The 20612-nt window shown below is 71.0% G+C and carries 22 protein-coding genes; 16 read left to right on the top strand and 6 right to left on the bottom strand.

Annotated elements, in window-relative coordinates:
• The first annotated feature begins 39 nt into the window (after nt 1-39).
• The 4 genes from ettA (at nt 40) to ADK66_RS06630 (ending at nt 3619) form a co-directional block, all read left to right on the top strand.
• On the top strand, nt 40-1716 hold the full coding sequence (gene ettA, locus ADK66_RS06645) for an energy-dependent translational throttle protein EttA (RefSeq protein ID WP_053653014.1): 1677 nt from the start codon (nt 40-42) through the stop codon (nt 1714-1716).
• Between the two features lie 12 nt (nt 1717-1728).
• Nucleotides 1729-2175, top strand: a complete 447-nt coding sequence (locus ADK66_RS06640) for a thioesterase family protein (RefSeq protein WP_053653013.1) — start codon at nt 1729-1731, stop codon at nt 2173-2175.
• Nucleotides 2172-2903 carry a hypothetical protein gene (locus ADK66_RS06635; RefSeq protein ID WP_053653012.1) on the top strand — a complete coding sequence of 244 codons (732 nt, stop codon included), beginning with the start codon at nt 2172-2174 and terminating at the stop codon, nt 2901-2903. Before ADK66_RS06640 ends, ADK66_RS06635 begins: the two co-directional genes overlap by 4 nt.
• 131 nt (nt 2904-3034) lie before the next feature.
• Complete coding sequence (locus ADK66_RS06630) at nt 3035-3619, top strand: YbjN domain-containing protein (RefSeq protein WP_053653011.1); 585 nt, start codon at nt 3035-3037, stop codon at nt 3617-3619.
• 34 nt (nt 3620-3653) lie between these two features.
• Here the strand turns inward: ADK66_RS06630 and ADK66_RS06625 are convergent, their stop codons facing one another.
• The 3 genes from ADK66_RS06625 to ADK66_RS06615 form a co-directional block, all read right to left on the bottom strand.
• On the bottom strand, nt 3654-4079 hold the full coding sequence (locus ADK66_RS06625) for a globin (protein ID WP_053653010.1): 426 nt from the start codon (nt 4077-4079) through the stop codon (nt 3654-3656).
• A 97-nt stretch (nt 4080-4176) separates the two neighbouring features.
• The gene (locus ADK66_RS06620; protein ID WP_082377267.1) at nt 4177-5640 is read right to left on the bottom strand and encodes an MFS transporter; all 1464 of its coding nucleotides are present in this window, start codon (nt 5638-5640) and stop codon (nt 4177-4179) included.
• A 247-nt stretch (nt 5641-5887) separates the two neighbouring features.
• Entirely contained in the window at nt 5888-7054 is a 1167-nt protein-coding gene (locus tag ADK66_RS06615; RefSeq protein WP_157552297.1) for a mechanosensitive ion channel family protein, read from the bottom strand.
• A 158-nt stretch (nt 7055-7212) separates the two neighbouring features.
• Here ADK66_RS06615 and ADK66_RS06610 point away from each other — a divergent pair, with 158 nt between their 5' ends.
• Nucleotides 7213-7749, top strand: a complete 537-nt coding sequence (locus ADK66_RS06610) for an HNH endonuclease (RefSeq protein ID WP_053653125.1) — start codon at nt 7213-7215, stop codon at nt 7747-7749.
• Between the two features lie 40 nt (nt 7750-7789).
• Here the strand turns inward: ADK66_RS06610 and ADK66_RS06605 are convergent, their stop codons facing one another.
• The 3 genes from ADK66_RS06605 to ADK66_RS06595 all read right to left on the bottom strand — a co-directional run bounded on the left by ADK66_RS06605 (nt 7790) and on the right by ADK66_RS06595 (nt 9744).
• Nucleotides 7790-8566 (bottom strand): class F sortase, encoded by a 777-nt coding sequence (locus tag ADK66_RS06605; RefSeq protein ID WP_231639948.1) that lies wholly within the window; start codon nt 8564-8566, stop codon nt 7790-7792.
• 75 nt (nt 8567-8641) lie between these two features.
• Nucleotides 8642-9115, bottom strand: coding sequence for a hypothetical protein (locus ADK66_RS06600; RefSeq protein WP_053653124.1), 474 nt, complete (start codon nt 9113-9115; stop codon nt 8642-8644).
• A 164-nt stretch (nt 9116-9279) separates the two neighbouring features.
• Nucleotides 9280-9744, bottom strand: coding sequence for an Lrp/AsnC family transcriptional regulator (locus ADK66_RS06595; RefSeq protein ID WP_053653008.1), 465 nt, complete (start codon nt 9742-9744; stop codon nt 9280-9282).
• A 144-nt stretch (nt 9745-9888) separates the two neighbouring features.
• Here ADK66_RS06595 and ADK66_RS06590 point away from each other — a divergent pair, with 144 nt between their 5' ends.
• From ADK66_RS06590 to ADK66_RS06540, 11 genes are all read left to right on the top strand, one after another.
• Nucleotides 9889-10791 carry a tryptophan 2,3-dioxygenase gene (locus ADK66_RS06590; RefSeq protein ID WP_053653007.1) on the top strand — a complete coding sequence of 301 codons (903 nt, stop codon included), beginning with the start codon at nt 9889-9891 and terminating at the stop codon, nt 10789-10791.
• Between the two features lie 74 nt (nt 10792-10865).
• Nucleotides 10866-12167: a kynureninase gene (kynU, locus tag ADK66_RS06585; RefSeq protein WP_053653123.1), complete on the top strand. Its 1302-nt coding sequence runs from the start codon at nt 10866-10868 to the stop codon at nt 12165-12167.
• Nucleotides 12164-13501: an NAD(P)/FAD-dependent oxidoreductase gene (locus ADK66_RS06580; RefSeq protein WP_053653006.1), complete on the top strand. Its 1338-nt coding sequence runs from the start codon at nt 12164-12166 to the stop codon at nt 13499-13501. The genes kynU and ADK66_RS06580 overlap by 4 nt, the downstream gene beginning before the upstream one ends.
• Nucleotides 13502-13524: 23 nt before the next feature.
• Nucleotides 13525-15006: a 2-hydroxymuconic semialdehyde dehydrogenase gene (locus tag ADK66_RS06575; RefSeq protein ID WP_053653005.1), complete on the top strand. Its 1482-nt coding sequence runs from the start codon at nt 13525-13527 to the stop codon at nt 15004-15006.
• 22 nt (nt 15007-15028) lie between these two features.
• A complete protein-coding gene (locus ADK66_RS06570; RefSeq protein WP_053653004.1) occupies nt 15029-15826 on the top strand; it encodes a 2-keto-4-pentenoate hydratase in 798 nt (265 codons plus the stop codon).
• Nucleotides 15823-16758 carry an acetaldehyde dehydrogenase (acetylating) gene (locus ADK66_RS06565; RefSeq protein ID WP_053653003.1) on the top strand — a complete coding sequence of 312 codons (936 nt, stop codon included), beginning with the start codon at nt 15823-15825 and terminating at the stop codon, nt 16756-16758. The genes ADK66_RS06570 and ADK66_RS06565 overlap by 4 nt, the downstream gene beginning before the upstream one ends.
• A complete protein-coding gene (dmpG, locus tag ADK66_RS06560; RefSeq protein WP_053653002.1) occupies nt 16755-17870 on the top strand; it encodes a 4-hydroxy-2-oxovalerate aldolase in 1116 nt (371 codons plus the stop codon). The genes ADK66_RS06565 and dmpG overlap by 4 nt, the downstream gene beginning before the upstream one ends.
• Nucleotides 17867-18640: a 2-keto-4-pentenoate hydratase gene (locus ADK66_RS06555; RefSeq protein WP_053653001.1), complete on the top strand. Its 774-nt coding sequence runs from the start codon at nt 17867-17869 to the stop codon at nt 18638-18640. Before dmpG ends, ADK66_RS06555 begins: the two co-directional genes overlap by 4 nt.
• Nucleotides 18637-19059 carry a RidA family protein gene (locus tag ADK66_RS06550; protein ID WP_053653000.1) on the top strand — a complete coding sequence of 141 codons (423 nt, stop codon included), beginning with the start codon at nt 18637-18639 and terminating at the stop codon, nt 19057-19059. Before ADK66_RS06555 ends, ADK66_RS06550 begins: the two co-directional genes overlap by 4 nt.
• Nucleotides 19056-19580: a 3-hydroxyanthranilate 3,4-dioxygenase gene (locus ADK66_RS06545; protein WP_053652999.1), complete on the top strand. Its 525-nt coding sequence runs from the start codon at nt 19056-19058 to the stop codon at nt 19578-19580. Before ADK66_RS06550 ends, ADK66_RS06545 begins: the two co-directional genes overlap by 4 nt.
• Nucleotides 19580-20581, top strand: coding sequence for an amidohydrolase family protein (locus ADK66_RS06540; RefSeq protein ID WP_053652998.1), 1002 nt, complete (start codon nt 19580-19582; stop codon nt 20579-20581). The genes ADK66_RS06545 and ADK66_RS06540 overlap by 1 nt, the downstream gene beginning before the upstream one ends.
• Nucleotides 20582-20612 lie beyond the last annotated feature (31 nt).

Raw genomic sequence — 20612 nt, 5'->3', positions numbered from 1 at the left:
CCATCAGGCGACAGCAAACCGACGGAGGTAGCCCGCACCGTGGCCCAGTACATCTACGTCCTGGAAAAGGCGCGCAAGGCGCACGGCGACAAGGTCGTGCTCGACAACGTGACGCTGAGCTTCCTGCCGGGGGCCAAGATCGGTGTGGTCGGCCCGAACGGCGCCGGTAAGTCCAGCCTCCTCAAGATCATGGCAGGGCTGGACAAGCCGAGCAACGGCGAGGCCCGGCTCATGCCCGGTTACACCGTCGGCATGCTCGCCCAGGAGCCCCCGCTCAACGACGCCAAGACCGTGCTCGGCAACGTCGAGGAGGCGGTCGCCGAGACCAAGGCCAAGCTGGAGCGGTTCAACAAGATCGCCGAGCAGATGGCGACCGACTACTCCGACGAGTTGATGGAGGAGATGGGCAAGCTCCAGGAGGAGCTGGACCACCTCGACGCGTGGGACATCGACTCCAAGCTCGAACTCGCCATGGACGCGCTGCGCTGCCCGCCGCCGGACGCCGACGTGACCCAGCTCTCCGGTGGTGAGCGCCGCCGCGTCGCGCTGTGCAAGCTGCTCCTGGAGGCCCCCGACCTGCTGCTGCTCGACGAGCCCACCAACCACCTGGACGCGGAGAGCGTCTCCTGGTTGGAGCAGCACCTCGCCAAGTACGCCGGCACGGTCATGGCGATCACCCACGACCGGTACTTCCTGGACAAGGTGGCCGGCTGGATCCTGGAGCTGGACCGGGGCCGGGCCATCGGCTACGAGGGCAACTACTCCACCTACCTGGAGAAGAAGGCCGCACGCCTGGCCGTCGAGGGCCGCCGCGACGCCAAGATGAAGAAGCGCCTCACCGAGGAACTGGAGTGGGTCCGCTCCAACGCCAAGGCCCGGCAGACCAAGTCCAAGGCCCGCCTGGACCGGTACGACGAGATGGCCACCGAGGCGGAGAAGACCCGCAAGCTGGACTTCGAGGAGATCCAGATCCCGCCGGGCCCGCGCCTGGGCAGCACGGTGATCGAGGCGTCCCACCTCAGCAAGGGCTTCGGCGACCGGCTGCTCATCGACGACCTGTCGTTCTCGCTGCCCCGCAACGGCATCGTCGGCATCATCGGCCCGAACGGCGTCGGCAAGACCACCCTCTTCAAGACCATCGTCGGGTTGGAGGAGCCGACAAGCGGCGAGGTCCGCGTCGGCCCCACGGTCTCGCTGTCGTACGTCGACCAGAACCGGCAGGGCCTCGACGGCGACAAGACCGTCTGGGAGGTCGTCTCCGACGGGCTTGACTACCTCATGGTGGGCAAGGTCGAGATGCCGTCGCGGGCGTACATCGCCGCGTTCGGCTTCAAGGGACCGGACCAGCAGAAGCCGACGAAGGTGCTCTCCGGCGGCGAGCGCAACCGGCTCAACCTGGCGCTGACCCTCAAGATCGGCGGCAACGTCATCCTGCTCGACGAGCCGACGAACGACCTGGACGTGGAGACGCTGTCCAGCCTGGAGAACGCCCTGCTGGAGTTCCCCGGCTGCGCCGTGGTCATCTCCCACGACCGGATGTTCCTCGACCGGGTCGCCACGCACATCCTGGCCTGGGAGGGCGACGACCAGAACCCGGCGAAGTGGTTCTGGTTCGAGGGCAACTTCGAGGCGTACGAGAAAAACAAGATCGACCGCCTCGGCGCGGAGGCCGCCCGTCCGCACCGGGTGACCTACCGCAAGCTGACCCGCGACTGACCGGCCGAGAAGGTGTCTGACCGGTTCGTCTACCACTGCACACTGCGCTGGTCCGACCTGGACGCGTACGGCCACGTCAACAACTCGCGCTTCCTCACCCTGTACGAGGAGGCGCGGGTGGCGTTGATGTTCGCCGGCGGCCGGGCCTGGGGAGTGGGCTCGTTCGCCGACGGCGTCGTGATCCGTCGGCACGAGGTCGACTACCTGCGCCCCGTCGACTACGCGCTGGGTCGGGCCACCGCGGAGGCCGCACCCACGGTCCGGATCGAGCTGTGGGTGGAGGAGATCAGGCCCTCGCGGTTCACCGTCGCCTACGAGCTGTACGACGGCGACGTGCTGGCCAGCCGCGCCCGCTCGGTGCTGGTGCCGTTCGACCTGACCCGCCAGGTGCCCCGGCGGATCACCGCCGAGGAGCGGGCGTTCCTGCTCACGTACGCCCCGCAGGGCGGCGACGGGTGACCCGGCCGGACACGGCGGGGCCGGACCGGGCGGCGGCGTCGCAGCCCGGTCACGGCCTGACCGGGGTGGCCGACGCGGGCGCGTTCCTGGCCCGCCTGGTCCGCTTGGATCCGGGTGCGCTGGTTCGGCTGCGGCCGGGTGGCGCGCCCGGCCGGGTCGCCCTCTGGGCCCGGCTGCCGTGGCAGGCGCTCGTGGTCCGGACGGTGGCCGGCGGTCCGACCGACGGCACCGCCGTGGACGTCACTGTGAGCGCCGCCCAACTGCTGGCGGAGTTGGAACGTGGCGGCGCGACGTTGCCGGTCTCCAGGGACGCGCAGTGGCAGTGGCCGTTGCCGCCGGCACGCAGCCGGCCGGTGGAGGTGTTGCCCACCGCGGAGCTGCGGCGGATCGCGGACGCGGCGGCGGGCACTCTGCGCACCGCGAGCGAGCAGGGTGTCGCAGGTCGTGCGGTGGGTCAGCGGGCCCTGCGTGACGCGCTTCTCGACCACGTGGCAGTGCTCGTCACTCCGGACGACCCGCCGGGCCCGCCGGTGGAGGTGTCGCAGCGGTTGGTGCAGGGGTTGGTCCGGATGGGCTTCCTCGGCCCGGCCGACGGCACCGCGCGGCCGCAGGTGCAGGTGCGGGTCGCCGGCCGTTGGGTCGGCCTGGTGGGACCATATGGAGCCGCCTGGTTGCAGAAGGCCACGGATCTTGGCCTGACCCCCCTGAACACTCGTACGAACGGATGACCCTGGCTCATTCTTCTGGGTCGGTGCGGTCGTTGGGGGGGTGCTTCAACTCGGCTGTCCGGGTACCGTCCATCCTCGGATCCAACGCACCGTAGGCGACTGGATCCGCTGGGGAGTGAGGTGCGCGAGCGATGCCGTGGTGGTCATGGCGCCCCGGTCCCGCCGACGGCGGGGATCCGGAAACCGGAAGCGGGATCACAGTCGACAGCGCGGTCCGGGTCGGGCCGCCCAGCCCTCGCCAGCCGGGGGACGACTGCCCGGGCAACGACAGGCCCGCGCTGGCCGACATGTCGGCCACCGTCGAGCCGGTGAGCCTGGGTCGGGTCTGTGACGCGCTCGATCTACTCGACGTGCGTTACCTGGCAGACGGCGACGGCAACCTCCTGGCCATGTGGGAGCGGCACGCCGTGCTGGTGACCCTCGAAGGCCCGGAGGACGAGATCCTGGTCATGCGGGCCCGCCCGCACGCCACGGTCCCGCCGGACTGGGCTGACCGGGCCTACCGGGTGGTCAACGAGTGGAACCACACCCGTCGGTTCTGCAAGGCGTACATCGGTGACCCGACCGAGCGCGGGCAACTGCCGATCTACGCCGAGCTTCAGGTGCCGCTCGGCGCTGGTACCCACGACGCGCTGCTTGTCGAGATGCTCGACTGCGGCGCGGCGGTGGCCACCAGCTTCGTGGACTGGCTGCACGACGAGGGCGCGCTGCTCTGAAGCATCGCGCCTGCCGGGAGCCCGGTGCGGGCCGTCAGGCGGGCTCGGCCGGGTCCTCCATGGCGTTGACCATGAAGTACGCGGCCCGCTCCAGGTAGTCCCAGAGGGCGCTGGCGACCTGCGGCTCCAGGTCGAGCTTGTCCACAGCGTTGCGCATGTGCCGCAGCCAGGCGTCCCGTTCGGCCGCGCCGATCCGGAACGGGGCGTGCCGCATCCGCAGCCGTGGGTGCCCGCGCTGGGCCGAGTAGGTGTTCGGTCCACCCCAGTACTGCATCAGGAACAGGGTCATCCGGTCGGCAGCCGGGCCCAGGTCCTCCGGATACATCGGCCGCAGCAGAGGATCGCCTGCCACGCCGACGTAGAACTCGTCCACCAGCCGGCGGAAGGTGGGCTCGCCGCCGACCGCCTCGAAGAGGGTCATCGACGCACCGGGACGGTCGGATTCACCTGCGGGGTTCACCGTTCCATCCTGCCAGGTGCGGCCCGGCCCGGCCGGACCCGTACGCCGTGCGTCGGGTCACGGCGGCCAAGCGCCGGCCCCTGGGCTGGCCCGATGGTCAGGTGACCGCCTGCCGGTGACGGTCGTCACCGGTGCCCCGCGCCATGTCGCCGGCTGCGGGGCCACGGGGGCCAGGTGCGGGCGCGGCGCCGGCCGAGGCGCCCGGTGCCGGGGTGCCTGTCGCTGGGGTGCCTGGCTCCGGGGTGCCTGGCGCGGAGGTGGCTGGGTCGGGGGCGGGCGTGGCATTGGCCGCGGTGGCTGCCGCGATCGTCGCATCGATGGTCTGCTTGTCCGGCCAGCGCAGCGCGGCGATCGTCATCAACACCACCCCGACGGCGCTCCACACCCCGACCACCATCGGAATGGAGAACCGCTCGGCGAGCATTCCGGTGATCAGCACCGCGAGGCCCTGGATGACCTGGACGCCGGTCGCCATCACACCGAAGGCGCGCGCCCGGAACCCGGCGGGCAGCGCCTGGACGAACAGCCCGTTGGCCATCGGCAGCATGCCGGCGACCGCGAACCCGCACAGGGCGGCCAGCAGCGCCACCACCAGCGGAGACGGATTCAGCAGTGCCGGCACCAGCACCAGCGGTGAGAGCACGGCGAGCGGACGCATCAGGGCCAACCGGCGGGCCGGGCCGAACAGCCTGCTCACCAGCAGCCCGCCGAGGATGAAGCCCAACGGATTGGCGACCATGATCACCGCTTGCGCCGTCCCGGGGTTCATGTTGACGTTCGGGTGCTCGTTGGCCCAGGCGGCAGCCAGGCCCTCCGGAACGATCGAGAAGAGCATCGCGCTGAACACCAGCACCGCGATGGCCCGCAGCACCGGTGTGCCGAACACGATCTGGAACCCCTGCGCGGTCTCCCGGAGCAGGTGGCTGCGGTGCGCGCTGGTCATCAGCGCCGGTCGGTTGCGTACGCCGAAGCGGACCAGCAGCGCGGAGACACCGAACGTGACCGCGTTGAACAGCAGCGCGGCCCTCGGGTCGATCGAGGCGATGGCCGCGCCGAACAGATAGCCGACGACCTGGGCGGCCTGCCCGATGCTGCTGTTCAGCGACAACCCGACCACCAGCCGGTCCCCGGCGAGGATCTGCGGCATCAGCGCGGACTTCGCGGCCTGGCTCGGTGGGTTGGCAAGCGTCGTGGCGAAGATGAGCACCAGCAGCGCCGGGACCGGCAGGTTCGGAAGGGCGATGAGCAACATCAGCGCCATCCGGATCAGGTCACACAGCACCATCACCCGCCGGTACGGGTAGCGCTCGGCCAACGCGGCGAGCAGCGGGCCACCGACCAGCCACGGTAGGTAGCTGATGGCGAACGCGGCGGCGGAGAGCGCGACCGACTCGGTCTGCCGGTAGACGAGGAGGGTGACGGCGGCCTTGGCGACGTAGTCGCCGATCCAGGAGAGGGCCCCGGCTGCGAAGACAGCTCGGAACTCGCGCTGGGCGAACACTTCGCGAAAAGTGGCCGGGCCCTCCGCGGAAGGTCGCTCGTCGGGCACCGTCGCCTCCATCGGCCCCCGGAACAGCCGCTCGTGGCAGCCTGGCCGGGAACACTCGTCAGATCTACGGATCAGCGAGGATGTGACCACGTTCCGGCGGGAACGCGTGTTTCGGATTCTGCCCGATCGTCTGACAACTAGCTAGGGCGAACGGCTCGTTCGTCGCATCCCCGACTGAACGAACGGACGATACCTGAGGGGCCGGGCGGCTCGCGACCCCCACATCGGCGGCCAGCGCTGCCAGGCCAGATCGCCGAGGTCAGGTGGCACCACCCTGACCCGTCTCACCCTCGGGCAACGGTCGGCTCGGCGCACCTTGATAGATGCGGGAGGCGGCGATCTGCGCGGTGATCCCGGAGTTTTCCAGTGCCTCCGCCAGCCTGCGGCGCAGCTCCCGGCCTACCGCGAACTGACCGTCGGCTGTCGTCTTCACCACCGTACGGATCACCGCACCATCCACTGTCATCTGCTCGACACCCAGCACCTCGGGCGCCTCCACGATCTCCAGCGACAGTTCCGGGTCGAGCGCCACCGAGGCGGCCGCCGTCCGCAGCACGGCGCTCGCCTCCTCGGTGCCGCTGAAACCGATCGGCAGGTCCACGACCACAAGCGCCCAGCCCTGGCTCTTGTTGCCCACCCGGATGATCTCGCCGTTGCGGATGTACCAGAGCACGCCCCGGCCGTCGCGGACCGTGGTGACGCGGAGCCCGACCGCCTCGACGACACCTGTCGCCTCGCCCAGGTCGACGTTGTCGCCCACGCCGTACTGGTCCTCGATGAGCATGAACAGCCCGGCCAGCAGGTCCTTGACAAGGCTCTGCGCGCCGAAGCCCAGCGCGACGCCGGCGATGCCGGCGCTGGCCAGCAGTGGCGCGAGGTCGAAACTGAACTCGCGCAGGATCATCAGCAGCGCGATGCCGAACACGAACGCGGTGGTCAGGCTGCGCAGCACCGAGCCGATCGCCTCGGCCCGCTGCCGACGCCGTTCGGGTACGAACTCGGCCGGATCGACAGCGGCGGTGGGCACCCGCTCGCGCAGCGGTCGCAGCATCGTCGGCACAGCGCCCTCGGCTGTGGTCCGGACCAGGCGGTTGATCGTCCGGTGCAGCGCCCAGCGGGCCACCATCGCCAGCACCAGGATCAGCAGCACCCGCAGTGGTTTGAGCAGGATCCAGTAGCTGCCTTCCGCGAACCATTCCGACCTGGTCATGCGGTAGAGGAATTCGCAGGAGGTACTGCCCTGGCAGTTCACCGATCCGACGGTGGGCAGGGCGAGGGGGGTCACGCTGGCGGCACTCACACTGCCTTCGTACCGCAAGGGGCCCGGCCGCCCACCGGCGACCCACCGGCCGGGTGAGATCCCGCCGAGGGCCGGATCGGACCGGCGTGAACCGGCCATCGTGACAGGTGCGGTAAGGAGCTTCATGTCCGACCCCGGATTAGTACGTGCAATCCGGGGTCCGATCAGGGACGATTGGCGCAACGGACGTCGGTGATCGGACGGGCGTCGACCGTTCGGGCCGTCATGCCCGACGTCGGTCGGCGGTCCTCCGCAGCAGCCGCTGAACCGGGAGGGTGACCGCGATGCCTGACATACGACCCACTGTGGGCTCCGGCGCGCTTGTCCTCAACGCCACCTACGAGCCCCTGTGTGTCGTGTCGGTGCGTCGTGCCGCGATCCTCGTGCTGACCGCCAAGGCGGTCTGCGTGGCCGACGGTGACGGCATCCTGCACAGCGCCCGAGACGCGCTCCCGGTGCCGTCGGTGGTCCGGTTGACCCGCTTCGTCCGGGTGCCGTACCGCACTCATGTGGGGCTGTCCCGGCGGGCGATCTTCGCCCGGGACGGCTGGCGCTGCGCCTACTGCCGTGGGCCGGCCGAGACCATCGACCACGTGTTCCCGCGGAGCCGGGGTGGCCGGCACGCCTGGGAGAACGTGGTCGCCGCGTGTGCCCGGTGCAACCACACGAAGGGTGACAAGACGCCCGCGGAGTTGGGTTGGCGGTTGCACGCGCTCCCGGCTGCTCCGAAAGGCACCGCCTGGCGGGTCCTCGGGCACCGCGCACCGGACCCCCGCTGGGCGGACTGGCTCGACCTGCGGGAGCCCGAAGCCGCCGCCTGAGCCCTGGACCCGGTCGCGGCAGGGCCTGCGCGGCCCGCCGTCAAGCACCACGGGCCTTGACCAGCGACGCGAAGACCACCACGTTGTCCGAGTAGCCGGTCTCACCGCCGACCCATCGGCCGCCGCAGGTGATCAGTCGCAGGCCGGGGCGGCTGAAGTCGCCGTACACCTCGTCGACGGGCAGTCGCCCCTTGTCGAAGTGGTCCACCGAATCCACCTCGAAGACCGCCACGCTGCGGTCGGAGCGGGTCACCTCGATCTCGTCGCCGGAGCGCAGTTCGCCGAGCTGGTGGAAGACCGCAGGCCCGCTCGTGGTGTCCACGTGTCCGACGATCACCGCCGGGCCGTACTGGCCGGGGGTGGGGCCCTGGTCGTACCAGCCGGCCTCCTGGGCGCGGGCGGCGTCCGGCACGGCGATGGTGCCGTCGGCGGCGATGCCCACGTCATGCACCGGAGCCCGTACGTCGATCTTGTTGATGGCCAGATCGGTTGGTCGACTGGCAGGCAGCACCGGGAACTTCTTCGGCGGTGGCCGCAGGCCGGCGCTGAGACTGTCCGGCAGGACGTTGATCCCGGTGACCTGCTCGATGCCGAGCATCGCGACGATCAGCACCATCACTGCGGCGACGGCCAGCACCGGCAGCCCCGGCCCCGGGCCGAACCGCCGGCCCACCAGCGGCGACCCGACGGGACGACGGCGCGGCGGCAGCGGGCGGGCATCCGGGTCGGTGGTGGCGACGCTCGCGGCCACCGCCTGGCCGGCGACCCGGCGCAGTCGGCGCGAGGCGCCGGCCACCAGCCGACCTGAGGCGCGCAGCGCCGTCCCGGCCCGCTGTCGGGCACGGCGCTCCGGCCGCGTACGCGCGGATCTGCGGGTCATGGCGTGCCCGGCTCAGGAGCCGGCTCCGGTCCGACGCCGGCTGCCCGCCATGCCAAGCGCGACTGCGACGCCCACCACTGCCACGCCGCCGAGCACGAGCATCGAGCCGGTGCCCCGGCCGCCGGCGGTGCCGCCACCACCGGTCGCGGGCCCCTTGCTGGGCGATGCCATGTTCAGCACCGTCAGCATGGTGGAGGCCGTCTGGTTGTTCTGGCACTTCAGGTCGACCGGGTAGTCACCGGGCTGCTTGTTGGCCGGCACGGTGACCTCCCCCTTGAGGAAGCCGTTGTCCGGCCTGAGCATCACGTGCCCGAACGCGTCGGAGTGCACGTTTGCCTGCCGGTCGTTGTTGTTGTCGCAACTCGCCTTGATGCTCACCCGGCTGCCGGCCTGGACGCTGTTGGGCGTCACCTCGATGAAGGTGTTCTCACCGGCTCGTGCCGGTGCCACCGACAACAGGACGAACGCCCCGACCAGCCCCAACAGCGTCAGTGCGGACGAGAGTGCGCGGTTGATCGTGCGAAGTCCCTGCATGATTTCCCCCTCCCGGCGTCGACCGCCGGAACCCTCCCCTGGGTACGCCGCTGAGTTCCCGCTGGCCCGGGGGCAAACCCGCGAACGAGCAGGGTCAGCGGCGGGGGACGGCAGGGTCAGCGGCGGGGGACGGCCGGGTCGGCGGGCGGGAGTGGGTGGATCGGCTGCCAGTGCAGCGGCGACGAGAGGACCATCGTGCTCGACGGCTGCCCGTACGGGGCGAGCCGGTCGATGACCCCTTCGAAGTCGTCGATCGAGCCGGCGGCCACCTTGAGCATGCTGCACGCGTCTCCGGTGATCCGGTGGATCTCCAGGATCTCGGGCCAGCCGGCCACCTCTGGGTCGTGCAGGATGCAGCGCGCGCCATAACAGGACATTCGGATCAGCGCGACCACCGTACGACCGGCCCGGGTCAGGTCGACGTGGGCGTGGTAGCCGACGATCACTCCGGTCTCCTCCAGCCGGCGGACCCGCTCCGCAACCGCTGGTGGGGACAGGTGCACCCGTCGCGACAGCTCGCTGAAGGAGAGCCTCGCGTCGGCCTGCAACTCGCGCAGTAGCGCCCAGTCCATGTGGTCCACGCTGCGACCTTACTTTCGTGAAGCCGATTCGCCCACCTGCCTTTCGTTCGCCATCTCAGGCCGGGAAGTGCCGTTGATCAGGCATTCCATCTGCCGATCCAACCGCGGGATCATGTTGTCGGCACATCCGGAGGGAGACGACTGGTGGATCAGACGGAGCGGCGGGCACCCGAACGCGGCGTCACGGTACGACCGGTGACCCCGCGTCAGCGGGCCGCGCGGGCCGCACGCAACGGCGGCGAGCCGACGCTGGAGTTCGCCGAGTTAGTGCCCTACGACGCTTATGTGCGGGCGAGCGCACTGCACCAGTTGCAGCAGCCACTGAGCGACGACCCCGGCGAGATGTCGTTCCTGGTGGTCAGCCAGATCATGGAGCTGTACTTCGGGCTGACCTGCCACGAGCTGCGTGACGCCCAGCGTCTGCTGCGCGAGGACCGGATCGCGGATGCCCTGGCCCCGCTGCGCCGCGCCACCCTGCACCTGGAGGGGCTCAACGCCTCCTGGAAGGGTCTGCGCTGGATGACCCCTGCGGACTTCAACAGGTTCCGCAACCTGCTGGGTGAGGGCTCCGGGTTCCAGTCGGCGATGTACCGGCAGCTGGAGTTCCTGCTCGGTCTGCGGGATCCGGCGCTGATCCGACCGTTCCGCAGGCAGACCGAGGTGCACGCCGCGCTGACCGCCGCGCTTGCCGCCCCGAGCCTCTGGGACGACGTGGTGGCGCTGCTCGCCCGGCAGGGCTTCGACCTTCCCGCCGACCTGCTCGACCGGGACGTGGCGGTCGAGCACGACCCGAACCCGGCGGTCGAGGAGGCCTGGGTGCGGATCTACGTCGACGGTGGTCCGGACAACCAGCTGCGGCTGCTGGGCGAGGCGCTCAGCGGCGTGGCCGAGGAGTTCGGCGACTGGCGCTGGAACCACGTGAAGGCGGTCCAGCGGACAATGGGCGCGAAGGTCGGCAGCGGCGGCTCGGCCGGCCTGGCGTGGCTGCAACGGAGCATGGCCCGGGTGGTCTTCCCGGAGCTGTGGTCGGCACGTACGGCGATGTGAATCGAGAGCGAGACACCCCTGTGGACACCCCTGCAACCGACCCCCTGGCCTTCGCCGTGGGCGAAGCCGACGCACTGGACGTCGCCACCGCCGAGGCGCAGGCGCTGCGTCTCGACGAGGCCGACCCCGGTCACCGGCACCTCTTCCACGTGCCGCCCGCCGACGGCGGCGAGCACCCCGAGTCGGCGTACCTGGCGGGCAACTCGCTCGGCCTGCAACCACGTGCGACCCGTGACGAACTCCTCGCCGACCTGGACGACTGGCGTCGGCTCGGCGTCGAGGGGCATGTGGAGGCGGGGCGGCCCTGGCTGCCGTACCACGAGTTGTTGACCGCTCCGGCCGCCCGACTTGTCGGCGCCCGGCCCGCGGAGACCGTGGTGATGAACTCGCTCACCGTCAACCTGCACCTGCTGATGGTCAGCTTCTACCGCCCGGCGGGGGAGCGCACCCGCATCGTCATCGAGGACACGGCGTTCCCCTCGGACAGCTACGCGGTGCGCAGCCAGGCCCGCTTCCACGGTCTGGACCCGGACGCCACGGTCGTGCGGCTCAAGCCCCGACCCGGCACCGACACGCTCGGCACCGAGGACGTCCTGGACTTCCTGGCCCGGGAGGGCCACACGGTGGCGTTGCTGATGCTCGGCGGCGTCAACTACCTCACCGGCGAGCTGATGGACATCCCGACGATCACGGCAGCCGGGCGGGCCGCCGGCGCGGTGGTCGGCTGGGACCTGGCGCACGCCGCCGGCAACGTGCCGCTGTCCCTGCACGACTGGGACGTCGACTTCGCCGCCTGGTGCTCCTACAAGTACCTGAACTCCGGTCCGGGTGCGCTCGGTGGCGTCTTCGTGCACGAGCGCCACCTCGGCAACCCCGACCTGCCCCGCTTCGAGGGCTGGTGGAGCACCGAGGCGGCCACCCGCTTCGAGATGACCCCGGAGTCGCGTCCACCGGCCACCGCCGACGCCTGGCAGATCTCCAATCCGCCGATCTTCGCGATGGGTCCGGTACGCACCTCGCTGGAGCTGTTCGACTCGATCGGCATGCCGGCGCTGCGCGAGCGCAGCCTGCGGCTCACCCGCTGGCTGGAGCGCCTGCTAGACGAGGTCACCGCCGACCGGCCGTTGCAGGTCGTCACACCCCGTGACCCGGCCCGGCGGGGCTGCCAACTCTCCGTCCGGGTCGGTGCCGGCAACGCCGCCGAGCTGACCAAGAGGCTGCGGCACGAGCACGGCGTGGTCGCCGACGCCAGGGAACCGGACATCGTCCGCTTCGCCCCGGTGCCGCTCTACTCCACCTACCACGACTGCTGGCGGGCCGCCGCCGCGCTCGCCGCGACGGTCGGGCAGTCCTCAACGAAGGGGCAACCGCGATGACCTCCCGGCGCGACGAGATCGCGATCATCGGCGCCGGGCTGGCCGGTAGCCTTGCCGCCTGCTTCCTCGCGCGACGCGGCTACCCGGTGGTCCTGTACGAGCGTCGGCCCGACCCGCGTGCCGGCACGGCCGAGCGTGGACGCTCGATCAACCTCGCGCTCTCCGAGCGTGGCCTCGACGCGTTGCGCCGCGTCGGCCTCGACGAGCAGGTGATGGCCGACGCGCTGCCGATGCGCGGCCGGATGATCCACCCGGTCGAGGGGGAGCCGCAGTTCCAGTCGTACAGCGCCGCCGGTGACCGGGCGATCAACTCGATCAGCCGGGGCGCGCTGAACAACGCCCTGCTGGACGCCGCCGCCGCGCTGCCCGGCGTACGCGTCGTCTTCGACCACCGTCTCGTCGGGCTCGACCCGACGAACGGCAGCCTTACCTTCGAGACCCCGCAGGGCCAGGTCGCCGCCAAGGCGTCGGTGGTGCTGGGCGCCGACGGTGCGGGTTCCGCAGTACGCGGGCAGTTGCTCGCCGACGGCCTGCTGACCGAGAACGTGGACCTGCTCGACTACGGGTACAAGGAGCTGACCCTGCCGCCGCTGGGTGGGGACTTCGCGCTGGACCCGGACGCGCTGCACATCTGGCCGCGCGGCACCTCGATGATGATCGCCCTGCCGAACCCGGACCGCTCGTTCACCTGCACGCTGTTCTGGCCCAACGAGGGCACCGGCAGCTTCGCGGCGTTGGACAACCCGGCGGCCATCGAGCACTACTTCGCGAGGCACTACCCGGACGTGGTGCCGCTGGCCCCGAACCTGGTGGACGACTACGAGAACAACCCGGTGGGTGTGCTCGGCACCGTCCACTGCGCTCCCTGGCAGGTGAACGGCACCGTCGGTCTGCTGGGCGACGCGGCGCACGCCATCGTGCCGTTCTACGGGCAGGGCGCCAACTGCGCCTTCGAGGACGTCGTCGAACTGGACCGTTGCCTCGACGAGTGCGCCGACGAGTGGTCGGAGGCGCTGCCGCTGTACCAGCAGCGGCGGCAGGAGAACGCCGAGGCCATCGCGACCATGGCGCTCACCAACTTCGTGGAGATGCGCGACAAGGTCGCCTCGCCGGTCTTCCAGCTCAGCCGACGGGTGGAGCACGCTCTGGAGCGGGCACTGCCCGGCCGGTACGTCTCCCAGTACGAGCTGGTGTCCTTCTCCACCACCCCGTACGCCGAGGTTCGCCGTCGGGTCCGGCGGCAGCACCGGGTGCTCGGCGCGATCGCCGGTGGTGTCGCGTTGCTGCTGGCCGGCGCGGTCGGCACGGCGCTCAGCCGAGGACGGCGCGGATGATTGGCCACTGGGACCCCGAGCTGATGACCGGTCGGGCGCCGGCCAAGCCACAGCGGTTGCGCAACTTCGTCGGCGGCGAGTTCGTCGACGGCGGGTCGACGTTCGCCAAGGTCAGCCCGGTGACGGGTGAGCAGGTCTTCGAGGTGGACGAGGCATCCCGGTCCACAGTCGATGACGCGGTGGCCGCCGCCCGGGCGGCACTGCGCGGCCCGTGGGGCCGGATGGGGGAGCGGGAACGCGCCGAGGTGCTGCGCCGGGTCGCCGACGAGTTGGAGCGGCGCTTCGACGACCTGGTCACCGCAGAGGTCGCCGACACCGGCAAGTCCATCTCCCAGGCCCGCACCCTGGACATCCCGCGCGGCGCGGCGAACTTCCGGGCGTTCGCGGAGATCGTGGCGACAGCACCCACCGAGTCGTTTACCACTGTCACACCGACCGGCGGTCGGGCTCTCAACTACGCGGTCCGCAAGCCGGTCGGTGTGGTCGCTGTCATCGTGCCGTGGAACCTTCCGCTGCTGCTGCTCACCTGGAAAGTTGCCCCGGCGCTCGCCTGCGGCAACGCGGTGATCGTGAAGCCCAGCGAGGAGACGCCCGCCTCGGCCACTGTGCTCGCCGAGGTGATGGCCGCAGCCGGCGTACCGGCCGGTGTGTTCAACCTGGTGCACGGCTTCGGACCGGACTCGGCGGGCGAGTTCCTCACCCGCCACCCGGGGGTGGACGCGATCACCTTCACCGGCGAGTCGGCCACCGGCGGGGCGATCATGCGGGCCGCCGCCGACGGCGTGAAGGCGGTGAGCTTCGAGCTGGGCGGCAAGAACGCCGGCCTGGTCTTCGCCGACGCCGACCTGGACGCCGCGGTGGCCGGATCGGTGCGGTCCAGCTTCACGAACGGCGGGCAGGTGTGCCTGTGCACCGAACGCATCTACGTGCAGCGACCGGTCTTCGAGGAGTTCACGGCCCGGCTCGCCAAGCGGGCCGGCGAACTGGCGTACGGCTGGCCCACCGACGAGGCCACCGCCACCATGCCGCTGATCTCCCGGCAGCACCGGGCCAAGGTGCTGAGTCACTACGACCTGGCCCGCGCCGAGGGCGCCGAGGTGCTGGCCGGCGGGGGCGTGCCCACCTTCGGTGACACCCGCGACGGCGGGTCGTACGTGCAGCCGACAGTGCTCACCGGCCTCGGACCGGACGCCCGCACCAACCGCGAGGAGATCTTCGGCCCGGTGGTGCACGTCGCGCCGTTCGACACCGAGGACGAGGCGTACGCGCTGGCCAACGGCACCGAGTACGGCCTGGCGGCGACCGTGTGGACCCGGGACGTCGGCGTCGCGCACCGGGCCGGCGCCCGGCTGGACGCCGGCATCGTCTGGGTCAACACGTGGTTCCTGCGGGATCTGCGGACCCCGTTCGGCGGCGTGAAGGCGTCCGGCATCGGCCGCGAGGGCGGCGTGCACTCACTGAACTTCTATTCCGAACTCACAAACGTCTGCGTGGATCTGTCGTGACCCGGCGCAGCGAGGAGCGGGCATGAAAGCTGACATCGAGGGCGCGAACCGGGAGCTGGCCGAGGCCCGCAGCACCGGCAAACCGTGTCCACCGCTGCGTGGGCGGCTGCTGCCCGAGGGGGACGTCGAGTCGGCGTACCGCGTGCAGCAGCTCCAGGCGCGGGCCTGGCAGGACCGCGGCGAGCGCCGGGTCGGCGCGAAGATCGGGCTGACCTCCCGGGTCGTGCAGGAAGCCTTCGGCGTGTTCCAACCGGACTTCGGCGTGCTCACCGACGTCATGGCTGTCGGCGACGGCGTCGAGGTGGACATCGACCGTCTGCTCCAGCCTCGGGTCGAGGCGGAGATCGCGTTCGTGCTCGACAGGGACCTCGACGATCCGCAGATCACCACCGTCGACCTGATCCGCGCTGTCGACCACGTGCTGCCGGCCATCGAGATCGTCGACTCGCGCATCGCCGCCTGGGACATCTCCATCGTGGACACCGTCGCCGACAACGCCTCCAGCGGGCTCTTCGTGCTCGGCACCTCGCCGCGCCGGCTCGCCGACGTCGACCTGCGGCTGTGCGGGATGGTGCTGGAGCACGCCGGTGAGCCGGTCTCGGTGGGCGCGGGCGCGGCCTGCCTGGGCAACCCGTTGCTCGCCCTGCACTGGCTGGCCGGCACGCTCGCGCGCGCCGGTGACCCGTTGCGGGCCGGCGACGTGGTGCTCTCCGGGGCGCTCGGGCCGATGGTGTCGGTCACCCCCGGTGCCGCGTACGAGGCACGGATCTCGGGGCTCGGCTCGGTGCGGGCCTGCTTCTCGCGAGGAGAGTCAGCATGAGTGGCGGCGTGGCGGTGCTCGGTTCCGGAAACATCGGCACCGACCTGATGATCAAGGTGTTGCGGCTGAGTGACAGCCTGCGGATGGTGGCGATGGCCGGCATCGACCCGGCCTCCGACGGCCTGGCCCGTGCCCGCCGGCTCGGCGTCGCCACCACCGCCGAGGGCGTCGACGGACTCGTCGCGATGCCCGAGTTCGCGGACGTCGAGCTGGTCTTCGACGCCACCTCGGCCGGCGCGCACCGGCATCACGACGAGGTGCTGCGCGCCCACGGCCGCACCGTCGTCGACCTGACCCCGGCCGCCATCGGCCCGTACGTGGTGCCGCCGGTCAACCTCGACGAGCACCTGCACGAGCCGAACGTCAACATGGTGACCTGCGGCGGGCAGGCGACAGTGCCGATCGTCGCCGCCGTCGGGCGGGTCACGCCTGTGGTGTACAGCGAGATCGTCGCGTCGATCGCCTCGAAGTCGGCAGGGCCGGGCACCCGGGCCAACATCGACGAGTTCACCGAGACCACGGCGCGAGCCATCGAGGTCGTCGGCGGCGCCGAACGGGGCAAGGCGATCATCGTGCTGAACCCGGCGGACCCGCCGCTGCTGATGCGCGACACCGTCTACTGCCTCTGCCCGGACGCCGACGCCGACACCACAGCCATCGCCGCCTCGGTGGCGCAGATGGTGGCGACGGTCCAGGAGTACGTCCCCGGCTACCGGCTCAAGCAGGACGTGCAGTTCGAGCGGGTGCGGACGTACGTGCCGACGCTCGGGCGGCAGCTCACCGCCCTACAGGTGTCGGTCTTCCTTGAGGTCTCCGGTGCCGGGCACTACCTGCCGGCGTACGCCGGAAACCTGGACATCATGACCTCCGCCGCGCTGCGCACCGCCGAGCGGCTGGTGGCCCTGCGTTCCTCGGAGGTGGCTGCGCGATGACCGACCTGTACATCCAGGACGTGACGCTGCGCGACGGCATGCACGCCGTCGCCCACCAGTACACGGTCGACCAGGTGCGGACGATCGCCGCCGCGCTGGACGCCGCCGGGGTGGCCGCGATCGAGGTGGCGCACGGCGACGGGCTCGCCGGGTCGAGCGTCAACTACGGTCACGGCGCGGCAAGCGACGCCGAGTGGATCTCGGCAGCCGCCGAGGTGCTCACCACGGCGAAGCTCACCACCCTGCTGCTGCCAGGCATCGGCACCATCGCCGACCTGAAGGCCGCGAAGGCCCTCGGCGTGACAAGCGTGCGGATCGCCACCCACTGCACCGAGGCCGACATCTCCGCCCAGCACATCTCCTGGGCGCGGGAGAACGGCATGGACGTGTCCGGGTTCCTGATGATGTCGCACATGAACGATCCGGCAGGGCTGGCCGGGCAGGCCAAGCTCATGGAGTCGTACGGGGCGCACTGCGTCTACGTCACCGACTCCGGCGGCCGGCTGCTGATGTCCGACGTGGCGCAGCGGGTCGACGCGTACCGGCAGGTGCTGGAGCCGGAGACGCAGATCGGCATCCACGCCCACCACAACCTGTCCCTCGGCGTGGCAAACAGCGTGCTCGCCGTCGAGCACGGCCGGATCCTCGGCGCCGGGCCGCTCGGCTCCCCGTCCGGGCGGACCGTCCGCGTCGACGCCTCCCTCGCCGGCATGGGCGCGGGCGCCGGCAACGCGCCGCTCGAGGTCTTCGTGGCGGTCGCCGAGCTGCACGGCTGGAAGCACGGCTGCGACGTGTTCGCGTTGATGGACGCTGCGGACGACCTCGTCCGCCCTATTCAGGATCGGCCGGTCCAGGTCGACCGCGAGACGCTCTCCCTTGGGTATGCGGGGGTCTACTCCAGCTTCCTGCGGCACGCGGAGCGGGCTTCGGAGCGCTACGGCGTCGACGTCCGGTCGATCCTGGTCGAGTTGGGTCGCCGTCGGATGGTCGGCGGCCAGGAGGACATGATCGTGGACGTGGCACTCGACCTGGCCGCTAAGGAGCCCGTGAGCGCGACTAGCGAGCCGGGTCTGCGAACCGGGCAGTCGCGAACGAAGGATGATGCAGCATGATCGGCGTGGACACCCTGGGCGTCGCGGCGAAGCTCGGCGAGGCCGCCGACACCGCCACGGCGATCCCGCAGCTCGCCGCCGAGGTGGGGCTCGACGTGCCTACCGCGTACGGCGTGCAGGCCGCGCTCGTGCAGCGCCGGCTGGAACGCGGCGAGCGGCTCATCGGGCTGAAGATGGGGCTGACAAGCAGGGCGAAGATGGCCCAGGTCGGTGTGGACGAGGTGATCTGGGGGCGGCTCACCGACGCGATGCGGGTGCCCGACGGTGGCGTGGTGGACCCGGCCGCGTACATCCATCCCCGGGTCGAGCCGGAGGTGGCCTTCCTGCTGGACCGGCTGCCCGAGCCGGGCGAGCCGGTGGGCGACTTCACCAGCGCGGTCCGCGCTGTCGCCCCGGCCATCGAGCTGATCGACTCCCGGTACGCCGACTTCCGCTTCTCGCTGCCGGACGTGATCGCCGACAACACCTCGGCCGCCGCTTTCGTGATCGGGCCGTGGTCGCCGGTTCCGGCAGGGCTGGACAACCTCGGCGTGCTGCTGGAGGTCGACGGCCGGGTGGCGCAGGTCGGCTCGACGGCGGCGATCCTCGGCGACCCGCGTCGGGCACTCGACGAGGGCATCCGGCTGGCCGGCCGGCACGGCGTACGCCTGGAGTCCGGCTGGGTCTTCCTGGCCGGCGCTGCCACCGCGGCCGTCCCGCTGCGCCCAGGCGCCCACGTCCGCGCCGTGGTGGAGAAGCTGGGCACAGCGTCCCTGAAGGCGGCGTCATGACCGCGCGGGTCGTGGCCGGCAAGGCCGTGCCACGCGGCGCGTTCCCACACGTCAAGGTCGCGGGCGGGTTCGTCTTCGTCTCCGGTACGTCGTCACGCCGGCCGGACAACACGTTCGCCGGTGTCGAGGTCGACGAACTCGGCACCACGAACCTCGACATCCGTGCACAGACGCGCGCGGTCATCGAGAACATCCGGGACCTGCTGCGGTCGGTAGGCGCGGACCTCACCGACCTGGTGCAGGTGACGTCGTACCTGGTCAACATGAATGACTTCGGTGGCTACAACGAGGTGTGGGCGGAGTTCTTCGACGCATCGGGGCCTACCCGCACCACGGTGGCGGTGCACCAGTTGCCCCACCCGCACCTGCTCATCGAGATCCAGGCCGTGGCCCTTCTTCCCTCGGGAGGTCAGTCGTGAGTGAAATCGCCGAACCGTTCAGCTTTCCGGGCTGGATCGCGGACAACCAGCACCTGCTGAAGCCGCCGGTGGGCAACAAGGAGATGTTCCCCGGCGGCGACGACTTCATCGTGATGGTGGTGGGCGGCCCCAACCAGCGCACCGACTTCCACGTCGACCCGTACGAGGAGTTCTTCTACCAGGTCAAGGGCAACATGCACATCAACCTCATGACCCCGGAGGGTCCGCGTACGGTGCACGTGCGCGAGGGGCAGATGTGGATGCTGCCGCGGAACACCCCGCACTCGCCGCAGCGCCCCGAGGCCGGCTCGATCGGTGTGGTCGTCGAGCGGGTCCGCGAGGAGGGCACCCTGGAGAAGTTCCAGTGGTACTGCCCCGAGTGCGGCAACAAGGTGCACGAGGTGGAGTTGCAGGTCCGCGACATCGCCGCCGACCTGCCGCCGGTGTTCCAGTCGTTCTACGCCGACGAGCAGGCGCGTACCTGCGCCAACTGCGGCACCCTGCACCCGGGTAAGGGCTGATGACGACAGGTGTCGTCGACGTGCACACGCACGTCGTACCGAAGGGTTGGCCGGATCTCGGCGCGGCGTGCGGCGGGTCCGGCTGGCCGTGGCTGCGTGTCGACTCCGAACGCGCCGCGATGATCATGGTGGGGGAGGCGGAGTTCCGCCCGATCGGCGCCGAGTGCTGGGACGCGTCAAGGCGGCTTGCCGACATGGACGCCGACGGCGTGGACGTGCAGGTGGTCTCGCCGACCCCGGTGTTCTTCAGCTACGACCGCCCCGCCGACCAGGCGGTGAAGGTGGCTCGGATCTTCAACGACCTGACACTGGAGCTCACCGCTGCTGGCGGCGACCGGCTGGTGCCGTTCTGCCAGGTGCCGTTGCAGGACCCGGACGCCGCCTGCGCCGAACTGGACCGCTGCCTGGCCGCCGGGCACGTCGGCGTGGAGATCGGCAACCACGTCGGTGACCGCGACCTGGACGACGCCGGTGTGGTCACCTTCCTGCAGCACTGCGCCGAGGTGGGCGCTCCGGTCTTCGTCCACCCGTGGGACATGCCGAACAGCCCTCGGCTGGACAGGTGGATGGCCCGCTGGCTCACCGGAATGCCCGCCGAGACGCACCTGTCGGTGCTGGCGATGATCCTGGGTGGCGTCTTCGACAAGGTGCCGGAGACGCTGCGGATCTGCTTCGCGCACGGCGGCGGCAGCTTCCCGTTCTGGCTCGGTCGCGCCGACAACGCCTGGCACCGGCGGGGTGACCTGGTCCGTGGCGCGTCCGCCGGCCCGCCCAGCAGCTACCTCGACCGCTTCCACGTCGACTCGGTGGTCTTCGCGGCTCCGGCGCTGCGGCTGCTCGTCGACACGATGGGGTCCGACCGGGTGCTCGTGGGCAGCGACTACCCGTACCCGTTGGGCGAGCGGCCGGCCGGTGCGGTGGTCCGGGCCGCCGACTTCCTGACCGACGATGAGCGCCACAAGCTGCTGTCCGCGAACGCCCTGCGCTTCCTGCACGGCTGAGCGTCCGCCCCGGCGGGCGCGCCGCCGGGCG

It is taken from the genome of Micromonospora sp. NRRL B-16802 (genome assembly GCF_001279555.1).
GTDB classification, from domain to species: Bacteria; Actinomycetota; Actinomycetes; order Mycobacteriales; family Micromonosporaceae; genus Micromonospora; species Micromonospora profundi.
Note: the sequence above shows the minus strand (reverse complement) of the source record. Positions and strands in the feature narration are given on the sequence as shown.

Coding starts and splice junctions, on each gene's coding strand:
- ADK66_RS06550 (WP_053653000.1), top strand. CDS start 18,637: ATGACCGCGCGGGTCGTGGCCGGCAAGGCCGTGCCACGCGGCGCGTTC.
- ADK66_RS06575 (WP_053653005.1), top strand. CDS start 13,525: ATGACCGGTCGGGCGCCGGCCAAGCCACAGCGGTTGCGCAACTTCGTC.
- ADK66_RS06540 (WP_053652998.1), top strand. CDS start 19,580: ATGACGACAGGTGTCGTCGACGTGCACACGCACGTCGTACCGAAGGGT.
- ADK66_RS06630 (WP_053653011.1), top strand. CDS start 3,035: ATGCCGTGGTGGTCATGGCGCCCCGGTCCCGCCGACGGCGGGGATCCG.
- ADK66_RS06610 (WP_053653125.1), top strand. CDS start 7,213: ATGCCTGACATACGACCCACTGTGGGCTCCGGCGCGCTTGTCCTCAAC.
- ADK66_RS06570 (WP_053653004.1), top strand. CDS start 15,029: ATGAAAGCTGACATCGAGGGCGCGAACCGGGAGCTGGCCGAGGCCCGC.
- ADK66_RS06615 (WP_157552297.1), bottom strand. CDS start 7,054: ATGAAGCTCCTTACCGCACCTGTCACGATGGCCGGTTCACGCCGGTCC.
- ADK66_RS06620 (WP_082377267.1), bottom strand. CDS start 5,640: ATGGAGGCGACGGTGCCCGACGAGCGACCTTCCGCGGAGGGCCCGGCC.
- ADK66_RS06565 (WP_053653003.1), top strand. CDS start 15,823: ATGAGTGGCGGCGTGGCGGTGCTCGGTTCCGGAAACATCGGCACCGAC.
- dmpG (WP_053653002.1), top strand. CDS start 16,755: ATGACCGACCTGTACATCCAGGACGTGACGCTGCGCGACGGCATGCAC.
- ADK66_RS06555 (WP_053653001.1), top strand. CDS start 17,867: ATGATCGGCGTGGACACCCTGGGCGTCGCGGCGAAGCTCGGCGAGGCC.
- ADK66_RS06580 (WP_053653006.1), top strand. CDS start 12,164: ATGACCTCCCGGCGCGACGAGATCGCGATCATCGGCGCCGGGCTGGCC.